We start from the raw sequence: 14,238 nt of genomic DNA on the forward strand, positions 1-14,238 counted from the left end.
GCTGAGTAGTCCGGCCCGTGACCGGACGGCGAAGACGCCTGAACCCGCACAGCGGGAATCCCAGCGACCTCATGAAGACGTCCACCGGTTCGCCCTGTACGCCAGGCGCGCCCCGGGTCACGGGACCGCGCGCGCTGCGAGGGGACGACCGTGGGAGACAAGAACCGGGCGCTGAAAGCTGCCGCCCGTAAGTACATGGAAGAGTCCGGCGAGACGTCGCTGCAGGCCGCCATGCGGCACGTTCGCCGCGAGTACGAGCAGGGCCAACACAACGACGACGCGACCGACGACCAGGAGCGCATGGGCTTCGACGAGGCCCCCTACGCTGACGAGAACGAGTACCGGCCCCGGGTGACCGGCACCGCCTACTTCACCGCATGGGGCGTGCAGGAACTCCTCGGCCTCGACCAGGTCCAGCAACTCGTCCAGCACGCCGAGAAGGACGGCCAGCCGGACGCCCCCGACCCGATCACCTGCCACCTGTGCGACAAGCCCATCGACGTCACCCGCGAGGAAGTGGTGCACGCCGGCATCGCCCTGCTGCAGAAGGTCCAACGCCCCGGCGCCGAGGTGGTGGTCCCCGTCTGGACCCACGACCAGTGCGGGCACACACGCGTCTGGTCCTGGTCCCAGCTCACCCTCGAGCGGCGTCGGCGCGGCCTGCCCATCAACACGGCAGACCTCCCGCCCAAGCAGCACCGGCGCGGCCGGACGCCCGTCGAGGACTACTACGTGTTCACGGCCCCCGAGGGCAGCCCGCCGGTCTTCTACCTTCAGCCCGGCGACGCCCACCGGCACGGACCGCTCGGCTTCCGCGCTGACCGGCTATCCGACGGCCTGCCGGTGCTCGACCTCGCACGTGAGAAGCCGCGCGCACTGGCCGAGTGGTCGATCACCGCCGACCGTACAGGGTTGCTCTACATCGAGAGGAAGGGCCCCGGCCGCTGGTACCAGCCGCCCCGCCCGTGGACGCCCGGACCAGAGTGGCTGGCCGCCGCGCACTACCACCAGAGCGCCATCTTCCTGACCGCCCCGGCCGGCTCCATCCCCACCCCGCAACTCGAAGCTGGCAGCGGCAACCTCGCCGCCCTGCTCCCCCTTGGACGCGAGGGCCTGATGTTCGGCGCGCGCATGACCATCACCGGTCTCGTCTGACCAGCGCGCACCCTCAGCCCGCCGAAAGGCTCCGCCATGCCCTCTTCCACCAAGGCCGGACGCAACCTGTACTGGGACATCGTCACCCCCCGCGCCAACGCGTTCTGCGAGGCCGCCAGCCAGCCCGGCAGCAACCCGTGGTCCGTGCTGCCGATACTGCTCCAGCACACCCGCGAGTTCGGGCTGCACACCACCACGCACATCGCGCAGCTGGTCCTCGCCGCCGTCGTCCACGAGGACTGCCCCGCCAACTGCCGCACACCGCGCGGCACCGTCGACCTGGCCCGCCTCGTCCCGCCCACAACGAGCCCCCTGGCGCTCCTGGATGCCGCCGAATCCCAGCGGCTCATCCTCGGAACTCCCTTCGCTGAAGGCCTCGCCAGCGCCGAGCAGCAGGCAGCGGCCACCGCCCGCGCCCGCGCCGCCGTTCAGGACGCCCTCAACGCCGTCCCTGACGGGCGCGCCGGACGAGAGCGCATGCTCGAACGCTTCTGGGAGCTCCGCGACGACCCCCGAGCGCTCATCGCCGTCACCTTCCTCACCTGGGCTGCCGTTCAGGCCGTCTCCACCAACGCGTGAAAGGAACCGATCCTGTGTCGCAGTGCACTCTTGAGACTGACCCGGCAGCTGACCTCTCCGACGTCATGGCAGGCAGGCAGATCACCCTGGACGAACTCACGGTGGGACTGGGCGGCGCCGCACTGTGGGTGAGGAAGCTCGCCCGCGCCGCCGAGACCCCGGACACCCCCGTGGAACTGTCCGACACCATCAAGGAACTGCGCCGCATCGCCTCCCAGCTCGCGGAACAAAGCGACCGCATGGCGTTCCTTGCCCGCGTCGTCGAGGGCGACGTGCCGCTAGCCAAGACCTTCGATAGCGGAGACCCGTGGGGCACGGCGGCCCGGGGCACAGACCGCAAGGACTTCGGCGGCCCGGCGCTGATCCCGACCCAGTGGCAGCTTGGACGCCTCGCCCAGGAGGCCAAGTGGGCTCTCGCCCGGGACGCGACGGCAGACACCACGACGTACCCCGAGGCCATGAAAGGGGTGGGGATGGGCTGGGAGTCGAAGGAGGCGCAGGCCCGGCGCCGCCGCGAGCGGGACGCGGCCGTCGCCCGCGAGGTTCTGATCACGACGTGCGAGACGTGTGACGCCAGCGAGGGCCAGCAGTGCCGTACGAAGAACGGCCGGGTATCCGAGAAGAGTCACGTCGGCCGCCAGCGGGAGGCCGAGGCCACCGTGGACGCCCGTCTCGGCTATCTCGGCGACAACCCGGTCGCTGTGCCGGAAGCCTGACCCCGGCAGACCGAGGGGGCCCGTGCAGCGCCGTACGGGCCCCCTCGCGTAGCCCGGGTCACTCCTGTGCCTGGGCCTCCGGGTTGTGCATCGGCACCTTCTTGAACAGGTCCTTCGCTGCGCTCTTGGTCGGGCGGACGTACCGCTCCCGGGGGATGCGCGAGCCCTTCTTCCAGCGGCCGGCCGCCTCGAGTTCTTCGTCCGTCGCGCCGTTCACGCCGAGATCGGTGGCGCCGCCGGCGCGAAGGCTGTGCGAGGACACGGGGCGGCCGTCCGTCTTGAGGCCGGCCGCGGCGAACCACAGCTTCACCCGCTCGTTGACGGTCTGGGGGCGCAGGTGGTCACCGCGCTTGGTGGCCGTCTTCGCCCGGGTCTCCGACGATGCGACGGTGCCGTTGCGCTTCACCTCGCGGAACACAGGCCCGGTGGTGATGCCCTGCGACGCGAGGTAGTCGACCCAACGACGCATCCGGAAGACTAGCCGCAGGTCTTCCCGATCGTGCAGGTAGATGGTCTGTTCCTCGCCCTTGTGCGTCTTGTCCTCGGCGAGCCACACCGTGACCATGTCGTCCAGGATCGTCAGGTCCTCGAGGTCCAGGTCGACGTCTTCGATACTGCGGCCGAGGAACCGGTATCCGAAGGCGAGCATGGCCGAGTCACGCCAGCCGATCGGCCGGTCATCCGCCTCCGCCTTCTTCATCATCGGCACCAGGTACGACAGGGTGATCGGGAAGGCTTCCTTCCTGCGAAGCGCCCGCTTGTTCTTCTTCCGGTAGTGGCGGAGGAGCAGCAGGTACACGCTCGGGTCAGGGCGCTCCCCCGCTGGCATCGAGGTCCGGATCAGGGACATGTAGTGCCGAATCGTGGTGACCTTGAGCCCGCGCGACATCAGGTGATGCCCGTACTCGGTGTACGTCTTCGTGGTGCACGGCTTCGCCACCTGCTTTTGCTCCGCACACCAATCCTCGAACAAGCGCATGGCGGTCCGGCGCTGGGGAGATTCCTCGGCCTCAGCATCCTTGATGGCTTGGGCGGTCTCCTCGCTGTAGTACACGTCCCGTTCCGTGTACGTCGTGCGCGGATTGTCGCTGGTCGGGATGGCCTCGCCCGGCATCAACGCCGTGTGCTGGTTTACGAGCAGGCGGGGGGCCGGCGTGGCGCGCACCAGCTCCCCGTCCTCGACGAGTTCGGCTTCGACGAACTCCTCGTCCGCGGCGTCGACGCTCACCGTGCGGTCATCGCTTCGCCTCGGGGTGGTCGGGGTGCGCCGCCCACTTCCCCGCGCAGTCCTTGAGCCTGGCGAGATGCTCCTCGGCCGCAGCCTGGTCGCCGCGGTGCAACGCATCGACGACGTCCTGGTGGGCGGCCTGAGCCGCGCGGTACTGCCCGCGGTACGTCTCCACCGCGGGCGTGCTGTCCTCCGTGGGGTACGCCTCGCCCAGCTCCTCGGCGTGCCTCTCCTGAACGAACTCGTAGAAGGCGAGCGCGAGCTGCTCGTCGACGGCCGTCACGGCGTCCTTCCGGGAGCGACGACGGCGATGGGGCAGACCAGCGCGTACATACGCCCGGCGTCCACGGCGTCCGCGATGTCACTCGGGTTGGAGATGTCTCCGGCGAGCGCGATGAACTGGCCGTTCCTGCGCGCCGTGCGGCGCCATGCCTTCGAGCTGTTCAGGGTTCCCTGATAGAAGGCGACACCCTCGGGGTTCGACACGGTCAGCTCGTCGGTCGCGACGTCGAGGACCGCGGACCACCCCGGGGCGGCATCGGCCCACCCCGGGAAGTCGTTGAACTCTGCCCAGCCGTCCGTGCGGAGGCCGTGGAGGAACGGGTCCGGCCCGGTGCTGCCGTCGGTCCCGAACGTCTCGAGGCGGTGGGAGGCGACGAACACGACGCGCGGCATGCTGTCGCGGTCGTCCATCCACGCCTGCATGCCCAGGTCAGGCGCAGGCCCGGACAGGTCAATGCTGTACATGGTGCTCGGGTCCAGGGTCACGGCGTGGTCCCTTCAGTCGGGACGGGCAGGCGCCACGCCTCCGGGAAGTCGTCGTTCGTGGCGTAGCGCTGTAGGAGGATGCGGACTGCGGCCGCGTACGTCTCGGTCGGCCGAAGGAACTCGAGGAGCTGCTCCTTGGCGTCGAGGTCGGCGAGGACCGCGCGCGGGTCCTGGCGTTCGATGTGCTCGCCGACGGACACGTCGCCCTCGCCGAGCCGGGTCGGCAGCGTGGCGACGCGACGGCCCTGACGGTCCTCGACCCACAGCCGCCAGTCCGTGCTGTTCCCCAGCTTCCACGTCTCTCCGCCGAGCGCGGCGGCCGCGGCAATGCACCGCTCCTCCGACCAGACGTCGCGGAGGTACTGGACCTGGGCGTCCAGCTCCGGCAGTCCGGTCGGAGCAGGGGCCGGGCGCATCCGAAAGGGTGAATCTGTGGCCGCCGCGAACGAGGCGACCCACTCGTCCATGTCGTCCGGCGTAGGGTGCGGATTGGGCTCCGGCGGGCGGAGCATGCGGAGCGTCGTCCACTGCTCCACCGGCACCCGCCCCGAGCGGGGTACGAGGCCGCCGGCGGCGAAGTCCTCAGCCACGTACGTCACCACCTGCGGTGGCGGCCGGGATCGGGTCGATGTGCGTCAGGGCGATGCCGCCCGCGTACCCCTCGACCATGACGACCGGGTCACCGTGGCCGAGGTTCCAGGCGACGGACCGCGTGACGGTGTCCAGCCGTTCGACAGGGTCGGCGTCGTGGCCGGTGTGGGTGCGCCGCTCGTTGTAGGCGACCGCGATCGGGTCATCCGGCCGGATGAACGGGTAGGCCATCACACGGGTGCCCTTCGGGTAGCGGGCGTTCCACTGCTCTGCGTCCACGACTGTCCTTCGCTCGGATCTGACGTCTCGCCAAGATTACCGACAACAATCACAGTTGTTGTCGGCTACTTGTGGGTAACCCCGTAGAGTCTTCACAGAAGGGCGGAGAGCACCGCCCGAGCCCCGAACGAAGGAGCACCGCCATGGCGGGCTGGATCAACAGCGCCCAGCAGAAGCGCGACCACGACGGGCAGCGGAACATCTGCGCGGCCGACGGGCACCCGGGCACCGCGGAGGACCCGCTGGTGAAGACGACGGACGGGTGGCGCGTCCACCTCTCCGACACCACCGACCCGAACAACGGCTTCTACGGCCAGCAGCAGACGGAGGGCTGAACTCGTGCTTCCCGTCGCGAAGTTGAAGCTGGTCGCGTACGCCCTCGTCCTCCTGGCCCTCGCGTACCCGGCCATGGTCCCGCCCGTCCTCGGCACGCTCGGTGTCGTCATCGCCGCGGTGGTCACCGTCGCCGGATGGGTCCTGACGAATCTGCCTCTCGCCCTCACGATCGCAGCCGGTCTGATCCTGGTCCGCGTCTTCCCCGGCGTTCCGCGTTGGCTGGGCCGCGCGTTGGTCGCTTCGGTCGCTGCCGTCGCTCCCGTCAAGGCGTAACGACCGGCCTGTTCGAGCCGTTCGATTCTTCGCTCAGAACGATTCTCCGCTCAGCCTCCCCGAGGAGCACATCCCACATGCCCGTCTCAGAGACGCCGGAGCCGACGGCCGAAGAGGTCGTGAAGGGACTGTTCGAGGAGACCGGCCTCCGCCCGTCCCTCATTCCCGTCTACACCGCCGCGGTGCTTGCTCTCCGCGACCGTGAGAAGGCCGCCGAGCTGCGAGCGGCCGGGTTCACCGCCGCCGCCGCCCACCTCGAACCGGACCCAGCCGCCATTGCTGAAGCGTTCGGCCCCGAGGACCACTAGCTCTCAGCACCCGCGCACCGCACGACCGTACGGCGCCCGGTATGGCGCCATCCGGCGGAGAGCACCGCCGGAGTCCCGAAGGAAGGAACACCGCATGTCCCGTCGCCATGTCGTCACCGTCGTACTGCCCCCGCCCGAGCCGGAGCCGGGGTATGAGCTGTACCAAGAGCTGCGCCACGAAGCCGAGTTGCGAAGCCGCCCCCCGCTCGGTCCCGATGATCTCCGACGCATGACCGACGTGGCCGCCCGCCGTGGGCGCGACTGGTGCACGGCCGTACTCGGACGAGGCTTCCCCGGCATCGACCGCGTCTCCAGCGTCGACGGCTGGATGCTGGTCGCCGCCGACGAGCTGAACCTGGACCCACCGCTCCCCCGCCGGATCGTCGAGGAGCGGAAAGCCGCGGAGCAGCGCCGTCAAGCCGAAGAGACCCTGGCCGCAGGGAAGTTGGAGACGGAAAAGCGCCGCTGGAACCTGGTGGCCGGCGCGTCTCCCGTCGTCCTGACGGTGCACGAGAACACTCGCCACACCGGCCCGAACGGCAGCACGCGGCACGCCGCGCCCGAGGCCGACGTCGTCTCCGGGAAAGCGCGGAAGCACCCCGCGGACCGGGGCTTGTGCGAGACGCCCGGCCGGGCCGACCCGCTGCACCTGGGCGACGCCGTCGACCTCCCGCCCAACTGCGTGCGCTGCCTCGACTACGCGGCCAAGATCCGCGCCGCGGACGCTCCGGCCCCGCCGACGGACGCCGAGGCGGCCCTGCTGCGGCTGATCGCCTCCGGCGTGGTGTTCACCTTCAGCGTCCGCGGCACCGTCACGATCCGGGACACCAGCCAGCGCAGCCGCGCGGCGTGGGGGCACCTGGGCCGGAAGGCCGATGTCGCGGTGAAGAAGCTGCACAAGAAGGGCTGGGTGCTCCAGGACCAGGAGTACGGCGCGACGCAAAAGGGGGTCCGCGGCCACCGTTGGCAGCTCACCGAAGCCGGCACCGCCGCACTGGAGGGCTGACGCCGTGGTCCGCATGACCGCCAAGCAGTACCAGGAGATCCTGGCACGCCGCCGCAGCACTCAGCCTCCCCCGGCGGCCGCCGTCCCGAAGAAGGCGGCCCGGAAGAAGCCGACCGCGGACCCGGGCCCGCCGTCCACCCCGCCACCGCCGGTCGTCGAGCCGCTCCTCGCCGGACTCCTTTCCCCGGGGCGGCACTGGACCCTGCTCATGCCGTACGTCGACGAGATGCTGACCAGCAACAAGCGGTACCCGCACTGGAGCGTCGAACACCGCATCCGCAAGCAGCTCCGCGCGGACGCCACCAGCCTCATCGTGCCTATGCGAGTCCCGCGCCTCCAGCACGCGGCGATCCACTACGTGCTGCACCCGCGCAAGCTCAACCGCTCTAGGGACCCCGGCAACTGGGCCCCGACCGCGAAGGCATACGTCGATGGCCTGGTGACTCCCGACCCGAAGCAGCCCCGGCTACGGCACTTGCTGCCGGACGACGACCACACGCATCTGCTCGGCCCGTACCCCGCTATGGGCGAGCCCGTGAACTCCGGATTCGCTCGGATGTCGCTGGTCATCGTTGAACTGACCGAGCCGCTGACCAGCGGGAACGTAGAAACCGTAACGGGAACCGCCGCCCCGACGTACATGACATGAGGGATGGCCCGCCCTCGCCCCCAGCAACAGGAGATGCCCCTCCATGAGAACCAACGTTCCCGCGTCACTCCAGATATACGACCACCGCGGGATGCCCACCCCGCCGCCATGGGACCGATCCCGCGAGGTAGACCTCGTCGTCAGCGCGTTCGCGGCGGCCGGAACCCTCCTGGACCGCGACTTCGTCGACCTCCACCTCCTCGAAATTGTCGACAAGGCAGCGTGTTCCCTGCTGCGGGACCAGTGGACCGACGGCTTCCCCGTCGCTGCGTACACGGAACTCCTCACGACGATCGCCGCACTTCGCAGCGTCCTCGGCTACTCCGCAACGCCGACGGCTGTGGAGGTCAACACCTGGGCACGCAACCTGCGGAACGCCTCCGCCGAGGCATCGGGGAACGACAAGGACTTCCACGAGGTCCGGATCGTCGAAGGCCCGCACATGGGTGTCCTGCTGGGCGTGTGGGGTCCGAAGGCGCCCCAGGAGCCGGACACTCTGGCCGGTCCGATCCTCATGCTCGAGCTCCCCACCGAGGTCGGAGACAGCAAGAACATGGAGTTCGGCACTGCCTACTACCGGCGGCTCAAGCGGCCCCAGCCGAACACCGGACAGTGGGAGTACATGCTCGACCGGACGCGCTCGTTCCCGGTCGCAGGCTCCCGCCCGCACTTCCGTCCCATCGCTGCTCAGTCGGTGTGTGACGGTGCGGAAGATCATGGCTGAACACGGCGCGGCCCTCCACTCCGTCGTCATCCCGTCCCCGGCCGCGGACGCCGCCCACGACGCTGCGCACGAGACCGCGGCCCGGTTCCGGCACGGCGTCTACTCCGTACCGTGCAAGACGTGCCACGTCCCGGCCGGCGTGCTCTGCCTCGCCCGGCGGACCGTGCACTCTGCCCGCCGGGCCCTCTACCAGCAGAACCCGAAGTTTCCCGGCCTGTTGTCCCTCCTCGCGGCGCGTGCCCGATGAGGGGACACACTGCCGCGTGGCCGAAGGAGACGTTCATCGACCCGTACGCCTGGGAGCAGGTCTACATCCGTCTGCAGCCGGAGGCGGGGGAGCGATTGGTGCTCGCCGCTGGATTTCCTGTCTTCCCGCCCCCGATGCCGCGCACGATGGTGAAGGTCAGGAACGCGCTCCTCTGCCCGGCGTGCGGGGCCGAACGACTCGCTCGCGACTGGTACTTGGAGATGACCGGGGTCCTCGTCGTGGGCTCTGGATGCTGGCGGCACGTGTTCGTCGTGGAGCTGCCGCGATTCCTCCGGACGGAGGCCGACTCATGAGTGCGCTGGCTGTCGAGACATCACTCGTCTGGGCCGGGCGGGGCATCGTCCGTGCCGCTGGCCGCCCCGTTCTTCATGTGGTCGGAGAGGGCGTCCTGGCCCCGGCCGTGCCCATGTTCACCGTCCCCCTGGAGTGCGAGCCGGACGCCGAACGGGCGCCGGGCGTGCGGCCGTGGGCCGGGCCGGTCACCGAGTCGAGTATCTGCCCGGCCTGCCTGCGGTCCTTGCGCGGAGAGCCGGAGCCGGAGACGCCCCGGCTCGTCCCCGCCGGCGTTGCCGAGGAGCTGCCAACGCAGGAGGCGGAGCACCGCGGCCGACACCTGCAGGCCGTTCCGGACCCGGTGACGTACGCCGAGGCTCCCCTACCCGCCGAGCACGCCGAACGACCGATCACCTGGTCTCGGTGGACGACATCGCCCGTCATCTCCCACTACGACCCGTCGTGTGAATGGTGCGGGGATCCAGGCCCCGGCGAGATGGCCGGCGGCCGTCAGGGACATCCCGCGTCTAAGGCCGTCCGCTTCCGCCGGTTCATCGCCTACAGGTGCACCGCGTGCCAGGAGATGACCGCGTACGAGCAGGTCGGCAGCGACCTCCAGACCATCGCACACCACAAGTCGCGCGCCCCGAAGGACTGCAACCGATGAGCCCCACCCTCGCTCTTGTTCGCGACACCAGCGCCCTTGAGCAGCGCATCGCCCTGATCGCGTGCGGTCAGCGCCCCGGCAAGACCCAGCCGTGTGACAGTTGCCGCCGGAAGGGCGCTGGCCTCCTGAACGTCGCCGCCACGGGCGCTGCCGACGCCGTGGCTGCCGCGATATGCGGCACCGGCAAGGGCCCCGCCTGCCACGGCTGTAAGGACAAGGCCGCGGAGATCGTTCGCGCCTACAACGAGGGGGCCGAGTGACCACCGCCATTGCTCCGCCGCGCACCGCGGTCGTGTTCGACCTTGAGGGCGGCCTCATCAACGTGTCCCGTATCCGCCGCCTGGCAGGCGATGCCTCCGCGTTCCACCGTGCGAGCCTCGGCTGCCCGCCCAACCTCGGCATCGTGAAGGCTGCCCGCCGGGCGCACGAGCAAGGGGCGACCGTCCTCGTCATCACTGGTGGGGACCGGCGCCTGGAGCCGCTGGTGGCTGCGTGGCTGGTACGGCACACCGTGCCGTCCACCCTTGTTCTGATGCGGGGCCGCGGCGATTACCGGCCCGGTGCTGTGGTGAAGCGGGAACAGCTACGTGCCGCCCACCGCCAGTTCGCCAACCTCAGCGTCTGGAGCGCCGACCCGAACCTGACCCGGCTTTCAGAACAGGAGGGCATCACGACCACAGTGCTCCCTGGCTACTGGGGAGAGGTGCAGTGACCGGGCAGGCCGCAGGAAACCAGGAACTCGGCGCTGAGGAGCTGGCCGGCTTGCTCGGCGGCGAGCTGCCTTCCTCGCTGCCGCTCGAGGGGTGCCGGACGCTGACTCTGCATTGCCAGGTCCATGCGATCGGGCCGTCCGACCGACACCCGGACCTGGTGAAGCTCGAGGTGTCGTTCCCACCCGGCAAGGCACGCCCGTCAGGCCGGGCGAACACAACCGGAACCACTGCTACCGGTGGTTTCGGTTCCGATGTTCCTCGGAGCGCTTCTCGCCGAGATTGATGAATCTCGGCGAGAACTTCCAATCTCCCTGAAAGATCGGCACAATGAGGGCTGTTGCTGATCTAGGAAGGGGTACCGGTGGCGTCAGAGGAATCGCCTCGAGTCCTGCGGCTCACGTTCGAGTTCCGTGTGCCGATCGGCCTGCGCGTGAACATCCGTGGCGAACGCATGAGGGCGGCTGCGGAGGCGTTCACCAGCGCCGTGCAGGCCCTCGCCAGTCAGGTGTTCCCGTGGGCCTCCGAGATGAGGGTCCGTCACGAGTGGTCGTATGCGTGGTACGACCACGAGCCCGACCCCATCGAGTTGCCGGCCACGGAGAAGAACACCCCGAAGTAGCCGAGGGGCCAGGTCCCCCCGGCACACCCACAACTGAACACCTGGCGTCATGGCCAGACCCCCCGGCGGAGAGCACCGCTGGGACCGCCCGAACGAAGGAACACCGCGATGCCCTCGCGCACTCCAGTCCCCTGCCGTCCCTCCCTCCTCCTGTCGAGGTGAGGCGACGTGTTTCGTCCTCCGGATGCGCCTGATCACGTCACCTCGTCGTCCGTCGAGAAGGTCTCTGCCGGCGGGAACCGCGCCCGCCATGCGTTCGAGACCGTTTGCCGCATGTGCGGTCGCCTGCGGTACGAACTGATCCCGGCCGCAGCGTCCTTCGGCATGACGTGCCTGGGGTGGCTGCACCACGCCGTCGGCGTCGGCTGGCAGGACCTCGGCGGGTACGGCCTCGGTCTCGCGGCCACCGGCGCGCTGACGTACGGCGGGCTGAAGTTCAAGAACAAGACGGCGGCCTCGCTCGGCGTCGCGTCCACCGGCACGCTGGTGAACACCGCAGTGGGCGCATGGCTCGGCCCGTCCGTCCCGTCCCTCGTCGCCGGCGGCGTTATCACCATCGCTTCGTACGGCGTGTATGTGCCGTGGCTGATCAAGACCAGGCACGAGCGCATCAGTCTCCAGATCAAGGCGGCGAAGACCGCGCCCCTGCCCGACGGTATGGGTATCAACGTGAGTCAGGCCGGAGTCACGGGCGACACCGAGGAGGAGACCGCGCTACGCCGCGCCCTGGTGGCGCTGGGGGTGCCCGCGGTCGACGTGTCCCGGATCGTGTTCACCGACACCGGTTGGTACGCCATGGTGACGCTCCCGCCGGGCAAGAACACCTCTGCCCAGGCTGTCATCGCCAAGCGGCAGCAACTCCTGGCGAACCTTGACCTCCCCGGCCGGCTGCGCCTCACGGAGGGCGCCCAGGCCAACCAGCTCATCGTGCGGATGCAGAACACCGACCCGCTCGCCGAGACCGTTCCCTGGCCGGGCGTACGCGTCACCTCGATTGAGCAGCCCATTCCGATCGGTATCTACCCCGACGGCACCGAGATCGAGATCCGCCTCACCGACGGGCATGTCCTCGTCGCCGGCGGCACGAACAAGGGCAAGTCGGGGGCTGTCAACGTCCTCGCCGCGAACCTGGTGGCCTGCGACGACGTCGCCCTCGCCGGTATCGACATGAAGCCTGGCGCGCTCGAGCTGGGCCCGTGGCAGCGGAACATGGTCGCCCTCGCCGACGATGCGGACACCGCCCGTCAGGTCTTGGTCTGGCTCAAGTCGGAGATGACGCGGCGCGGCCGGTACCTGGCCACACTGCGCGGTCCGAAGGGCGAGCGGGTCAAGAAGTGGACCCGGGAGCACGGCAAGTACATCGTTCTGATCATCGACGAACTTGCCGAGCTGCTTCGCCAGGCGCCTGACGTCGTCTCCGAGTTGATGACGCTGATGCAGGTGTCTCGCGCGATGGGCATCCGTATCGTCGCGGCGACGCAGTCGCCCAGCGAGCAGGCGTTCGGCGGCAAGGGCACCGACACCCGGCAGCAGTTCGGGACGCGCATTGGCCTGCCGGTGAACGAGCCGACCCCCATCAACATGATCATGGGGACAGGGGCGTACGGGAAGGGATGGCGCCTCGACGAACTCGACCTCCCCGGCAAGACGATGGTCTCGTCAGAGCGGCACCCCCACCCGAAGGAGGGCCGTTGCTACTGGATCACCGAGCACGAGATTCACTTGACGTCGCTGCACTTCGCGCCCGACGACGGGCCCGACACGGCTGCAGCGCCTCCGGCCCCGCCCGAGCCTGACCCTGACCCGGAGCCGCCGAATCCGCCCGGAGGCGGCGGACCGCGCGGCGGCCGGCCAGCCCTGCACGTGGTGCCGAAGTTCCCGGACGGCTCCCGCATCCCCGACAACCGGCTGCAGCTTTGGCAGGCCCTGGAGAAAGCCGGACCGGAAGGCCTGACCAAGCCCGAAGCGGTCCGGCTCGGCATCTGCAATCACCACACGTCCATCGGCCCGTGGCTGTCGCAGTGGGTTGCCAAAGGCTGGGTGGAGGACGCCGACAAACGCGACCGCGCCGTCGTCTACGTCCTCACCGCAGCACGGCACACCCCCGCCCCCGAAGCCCCTGCCAGCACCGAGGAGAACCCCGCATGTCCCGCAAGCCTCTGATACCGACGAACGTCTACCAGCCGATGGCGCAGCACCTCCCCGTGGAGCAGTACCAGACGGCGCAGGCGTGCACCTGCGATCACGCACACGGTCACGGCCAGGCACCCGTGCAGCAGATCATCATCAAGCAGTCCGACCCATGGGTCCGGTACATGGCCATTGGCTTCGCTGGGGCCAGCGTGGGCCTCCTGGTCCTCGCGAGCGTGGTGGCGACCCTCGTCGCCGCTGGCCTGTGCGCGCTGTGCGTCGCGGTGGCCACCTGGGCGCTGCGCGCGCTGTTCAGCAGCAGGAAGGACGACAAGAAGAAGTAGTTCGGAGCGCTTCGGGGAGGGCCTTGGCCAGTTGGCCGGGGCCCTTTGTCGTGTCCGTGTCGGTGGGCCGTGCGATGATCCCCAGTCATGGGGAGATACACATGGGGGAAGACAGCCAGCGCGCTCGCCCTCGCCGCGGCTGTGGCGGCCGTGAGCGGCTGCAGCAGCTCGGACGACGACAAGGTGAAGCCAGCGGCCGCGACGCCGGGAGCGGTGACCGTGACGGACGCAACCACCGAGTTCCAGGCGGCAGTGACGAAGTTCGACGAGGACGGCGGCTGCCTCGAGAAGACGCCAGGGACGTGCTGGGAGCAGATGCAGGCCCTCGTGGAGCCCGCTCGCGGTCTGCGGAAGGCGATGAACGCGGAGAAGTCCGTGGGCCCGGACTTCTGGACAGAGGCGTACGCGCTGATCGACACCATGGAGAAGGGCATTGCGGTGGGCGAGGACAAGGGCGCCACGGCCGTCGGCACGAACCGGCCCGACGTTCTCGGTTCCGCCCACGACCTGTCCGACTGGCTCGACGAGAACCCGATCAAATAGCCCCAGGGCCCGCGCCAAGGGACGGACGCCTGACCGCCTTTCGCCAGGCCGACCCAACACGGCAGGATC

23 protein-coding genes are annotated in these 14,238 nt (G+C 69.6%); 18 read left to right on the forward strand and 5 right to left on the reverse strand.

All coding sequences use genetic code 11. The features are described from left to right. The first annotated feature begins 150 nt into the window (after positions 1 to 150). From PUR53_RS35910 to PUR53_RS35920, 3 genes are all read left to right on the forward strand, one after another. Positions 151 to 1,155, forward strand: coding sequence for a hypothetical protein (locus PUR53_RS35910; RefSeq protein WP_329911027.1), 1,005 nt, complete (start codon positions 151 to 153; stop codon positions 1,153 to 1,155). 36 nt (positions 1,156 to 1,191) lie between these two features. Next, positions 1,192 to 1,734, forward strand: a complete 543-nt coding sequence (locus tag PUR53_RS35915; RefSeq protein WP_329911028.1) for a hypothetical protein — start codon at positions 1,192 to 1,194, stop codon at positions 1,732 to 1,734. Between the two features lie 65 nt (positions 1,735 to 1,799). Next, positions 1,800 to 2,450, forward strand: a complete 651-nt coding sequence (locus PUR53_RS35920) for a zinc finger domain-containing protein (RefSeq protein WP_329911029.1) — start codon at positions 1,800 to 1,802, stop codon at positions 2,448 to 2,450. Between the two features lie 58 nt (positions 2,451 to 2,508). Here the strand turns inward: PUR53_RS35920 and PUR53_RS35925 are convergent, their stop codons facing one another. From PUR53_RS35925 to PUR53_RS35945, 5 genes are read right to left on the reverse strand one after another with little or no spacing between them, the layout of a single operon-like run. Continuing rightward, the gene (locus PUR53_RS35925; protein WP_329911030.1) at positions 2,509 to 3,678 is read right to left on the reverse strand and encodes a tyrosine-type recombinase/integrase; all 1,170 of its coding nucleotides are present in this window, start codon (positions 3,676 to 3,678) and stop codon (positions 2,509 to 2,511) included. Between the two features lie 7 nt (positions 3,679 to 3,685). Further along, the gene (locus PUR53_RS35930; RefSeq protein ID WP_329911031.1) at positions 3,686 to 3,961 is read right to left on the reverse strand and encodes a hypothetical protein; all 276 of its coding nucleotides are present in this window, start codon (positions 3,959 to 3,961) and stop codon (positions 3,686 to 3,688) included. Continuing rightward, positions 3,958 to 4,446: a hypothetical protein gene (locus PUR53_RS35935; protein ID WP_329911032.1), complete on the reverse strand. Its 489-nt coding sequence runs from the start codon at positions 4,444 to 4,446 to the stop codon at positions 3,958 to 3,960. Before PUR53_RS35935 ends, PUR53_RS35930 begins: the two co-directional genes overlap by 4 nt. Next, complete coding sequence (locus PUR53_RS35940) at positions 4,443 to 5,036, reverse strand: DUF6221 family protein (protein ID WP_329911033.1); 594 nt, start codon at positions 5,034 to 5,036, stop codon at positions 4,443 to 4,445. Before PUR53_RS35940 ends, PUR53_RS35935 begins: the two co-directional genes overlap by 4 nt. Next, on the reverse strand, positions 5,029 to 5,316 hold the full coding sequence (locus tag PUR53_RS35945; protein ID WP_329911034.1) for a hypothetical protein: 288 nt from the start codon (positions 5,314 to 5,316) through the stop codon (positions 5,029 to 5,031). Before PUR53_RS35945 ends, PUR53_RS35940 begins: the two co-directional genes overlap by 8 nt. Positions 5,317 to 5,459: 143 nt before the next feature. Here PUR53_RS35945 and PUR53_RS35950 point away from each other — a divergent pair, with 143 nt between their 5' ends. The 15 genes from PUR53_RS35950 (at position 5,460) to PUR53_RS36020 (ending at position 14,169) form a co-directional block, all read left to right on the forward strand. After that, a complete protein-coding gene (locus tag PUR53_RS35950) occupies positions 5,460 to 5,651 on the forward strand; it encodes a hypothetical protein (RefSeq protein WP_329911036.1) in 192 nt (63 codons plus the stop codon). Positions 5,652 to 5,655: 4 nt separating this feature from the next. Beyond that, positions 5,656 to 5,925, forward strand: coding sequence for a hypothetical protein (locus tag PUR53_RS35955; protein WP_329911037.1), 270 nt, complete (start codon positions 5,656 to 5,658; stop codon positions 5,923 to 5,925). A gap of 77 nt (positions 5,926 to 6,002) precedes the next feature. Then, a complete protein-coding gene (locus PUR53_RS35960) occupies positions 6,003 to 6,233 on the forward strand; it encodes a hypothetical protein (RefSeq protein WP_329911038.1) in 231 nt (76 codons plus the stop codon). 94 nt (positions 6,234 to 6,327) lie between these two features. After that, positions 6,328 to 7,239: a hypothetical protein gene (locus PUR53_RS35965; RefSeq protein WP_329911040.1), complete on the forward strand. Its 912-nt coding sequence runs from the start codon at positions 6,328 to 6,330 to the stop codon at positions 7,237 to 7,239. 13 nt (positions 7,240 to 7,252) lie between these two features. Beyond that, positions 7,253 to 7,888, forward strand: a complete 636-nt coding sequence (locus tag PUR53_RS35970) for a hypothetical protein (protein WP_329911042.1) — start codon at positions 7,253 to 7,255, stop codon at positions 7,886 to 7,888. Positions 7,889 to 7,931: 43 nt separating this feature from the next. Beyond that, positions 7,932 to 8,612, forward strand: coding sequence for a hypothetical protein (locus tag PUR53_RS35975; RefSeq protein ID WP_329911043.1), 681 nt, complete (start codon positions 7,932 to 7,934; stop codon positions 8,610 to 8,612). Continuing rightward, positions 8,605 to 8,859, forward strand: coding sequence for a zinc finger domain-containing protein (locus PUR53_RS35980; RefSeq protein ID WP_329911045.1), 255 nt, complete (start codon positions 8,605 to 8,607; stop codon positions 8,857 to 8,859). Before PUR53_RS35975 ends, PUR53_RS35980 begins: the two co-directional genes overlap by 8 nt. Continuing rightward, positions 8,856 to 9,173 (forward strand): hypothetical protein, encoded by a 318-nt coding sequence (locus PUR53_RS35985; protein WP_329911047.1) that lies wholly within the window; start codon positions 8,856 to 8,858, stop codon positions 9,171 to 9,173. Before PUR53_RS35980 ends, PUR53_RS35985 begins: the two co-directional genes overlap by 4 nt. After that, positions 9,170 to 9,820, forward strand: a complete 651-nt coding sequence (locus tag PUR53_RS35990) for a hypothetical protein (protein ID WP_329911049.1) — start codon at positions 9,170 to 9,172, stop codon at positions 9,818 to 9,820. Before PUR53_RS35985 ends, PUR53_RS35990 begins: the two co-directional genes overlap by 4 nt. Then, the gene (locus PUR53_RS35995) at positions 9,817 to 10,080 is read left to right on the forward strand and encodes a hypothetical protein (protein ID WP_329911050.1); all 264 of its coding nucleotides are present in this window, start codon (positions 9,817 to 9,819) and stop codon (positions 10,078 to 10,080) included. Before PUR53_RS35990 ends, PUR53_RS35995 begins: the two co-directional genes overlap by 4 nt. Then, positions 10,077 to 10,532 carry a hypothetical protein gene (locus tag PUR53_RS36000; RefSeq protein WP_329911051.1) on the forward strand — a complete coding sequence of 152 codons (456 nt, stop codon included), beginning with the start codon at positions 10,077 to 10,079 and terminating at the stop codon, positions 10,530 to 10,532. Before PUR53_RS35995 ends, PUR53_RS36000 begins: the two co-directional genes overlap by 4 nt. Positions 10,533 to 10,894: 362 nt before the next feature. After that, positions 10,895 to 11,152 (forward strand): hypothetical protein, encoded by a 258-nt coding sequence (locus PUR53_RS36005; RefSeq protein ID WP_329911052.1) that lies wholly within the window; start codon positions 10,895 to 10,897, stop codon positions 11,150 to 11,152. A gap of 273 nt (positions 11,153 to 11,425) precedes the next feature. After that, the gene (locus PUR53_RS36010; RefSeq protein WP_329911053.1) at positions 11,426 to 13,315 is read left to right on the forward strand and encodes an FtsK/SpoIIIE domain-containing protein; all 1,890 of its coding nucleotides are present in this window, start codon (positions 11,426 to 11,428) and stop codon (positions 13,313 to 13,315) included. After that, positions 13,297 to 13,626, forward strand: coding sequence for a hypothetical protein (locus tag PUR53_RS36015; RefSeq protein WP_329911054.1), 330 nt, complete (start codon positions 13,297 to 13,299; stop codon positions 13,624 to 13,626). Before PUR53_RS36010 ends, PUR53_RS36015 begins: the two co-directional genes overlap by 19 nt. Before the next feature lie 87 nt (positions 13,627 to 13,713). Continuing rightward, positions 13,714 to 14,169, forward strand: a complete 456-nt coding sequence (locus tag PUR53_RS36020) for a hypothetical protein (protein WP_329911055.1) — start codon at positions 13,714 to 13,716, stop codon at positions 14,167 to 14,169. Positions 14,170 to 14,238: the final 69 nt, after the last annotated feature.

It is taken from the genome of Streptomyces sp. SP18BB07 (assembly GCF_036322545.1).
Taxonomy (GTDB): Bacteria; Actinomycetota; Actinomycetes; order Streptomycetales; family Streptomycetaceae; genus Streptomyces; species Streptomyces deccanensis.

Coding starts and splice junctions, on each gene's coding strand:
- PUR53_RS35990 (WP_329911049.1), top strand. CDS start 9,170: ATGAGTGCGCTGGCTGTCGAGACATCACTCGTCTGGGCCGGGCGGGGC.
- PUR53_RS35920 (WP_329911029.1), top strand. CDS start 1,800: ATGGCAGGCAGGCAGATCACCCTGGACGAACTCACGGTGGGACTGGGC.
- PUR53_RS35915 (WP_329911028.1), top strand. CDS start 1,192: ATGCCCTCTTCCACCAAGGCCGGACGCAACCTGTACTGGGACATCGTC.
- PUR53_RS35950 (WP_329911036.1), top strand. CDS start 5,460: ATGGCGGGCTGGATCAACAGCGCCCAGCAGAAGCGCGACCACGACGGG.
- PUR53_RS35960 (WP_329911038.1), top strand. CDS start 6,003: ATGCCCGTCTCAGAGACGCCGGAGCCGACGGCCGAAGAGGTCGTGAAG.
- PUR53_RS36015 (WP_329911054.1), top strand. CDS start 13,297: ATGTCCCGCAAGCCTCTGATACCGACGAACGTCTACCAGCCGATGGCG.
- PUR53_RS35995 (WP_329911050.1), top strand. CDS start 9,817: ATGAGCCCCACCCTCGCTCTTGTTCGCGACACCAGCGCCCTTGAGCAG.
- PUR53_RS36010 (WP_329911053.1), top strand. CDS start 11,426: ATGTGCGGTCGCCTGCGGTACGAACTGATCCCGGCCGCAGCGTCCTTC.
- PUR53_RS35975 (WP_329911043.1), top strand. CDS start 7,932: ATGAGAACCAACGTTCCCGCGTCACTCCAGATATACGACCACCGCGGG.
- PUR53_RS35980 (WP_329911045.1), top strand. CDS start 8,605: ATGGCTGAACACGGCGCGGCCCTCCACTCCGTCGTCATCCCGTCCCCG.
- PUR53_RS35965 (WP_329911040.1), top strand. CDS start 6,328: ATGTCCCGTCGCCATGTCGTCACCGTCGTACTGCCCCCGCCCGAGCCG.
- PUR53_RS36020 (WP_329911055.1), top strand. CDS start 13,714: ATGGGGAGATACACATGGGGGAAGACAGCCAGCGCGCTCGCCCTCGCC.
- PUR53_RS35970 (WP_329911042.1), top strand. CDS start 7,253: ATGACCGCCAAGCAGTACCAGGAGATCCTGGCACGCCGCCGCAGCACT.
- PUR53_RS35985 (WP_329911047.1), top strand. CDS start 8,856: ATGAGGGGACACACTGCCGCGTGGCCGAAGGAGACGTTCATCGACCCG.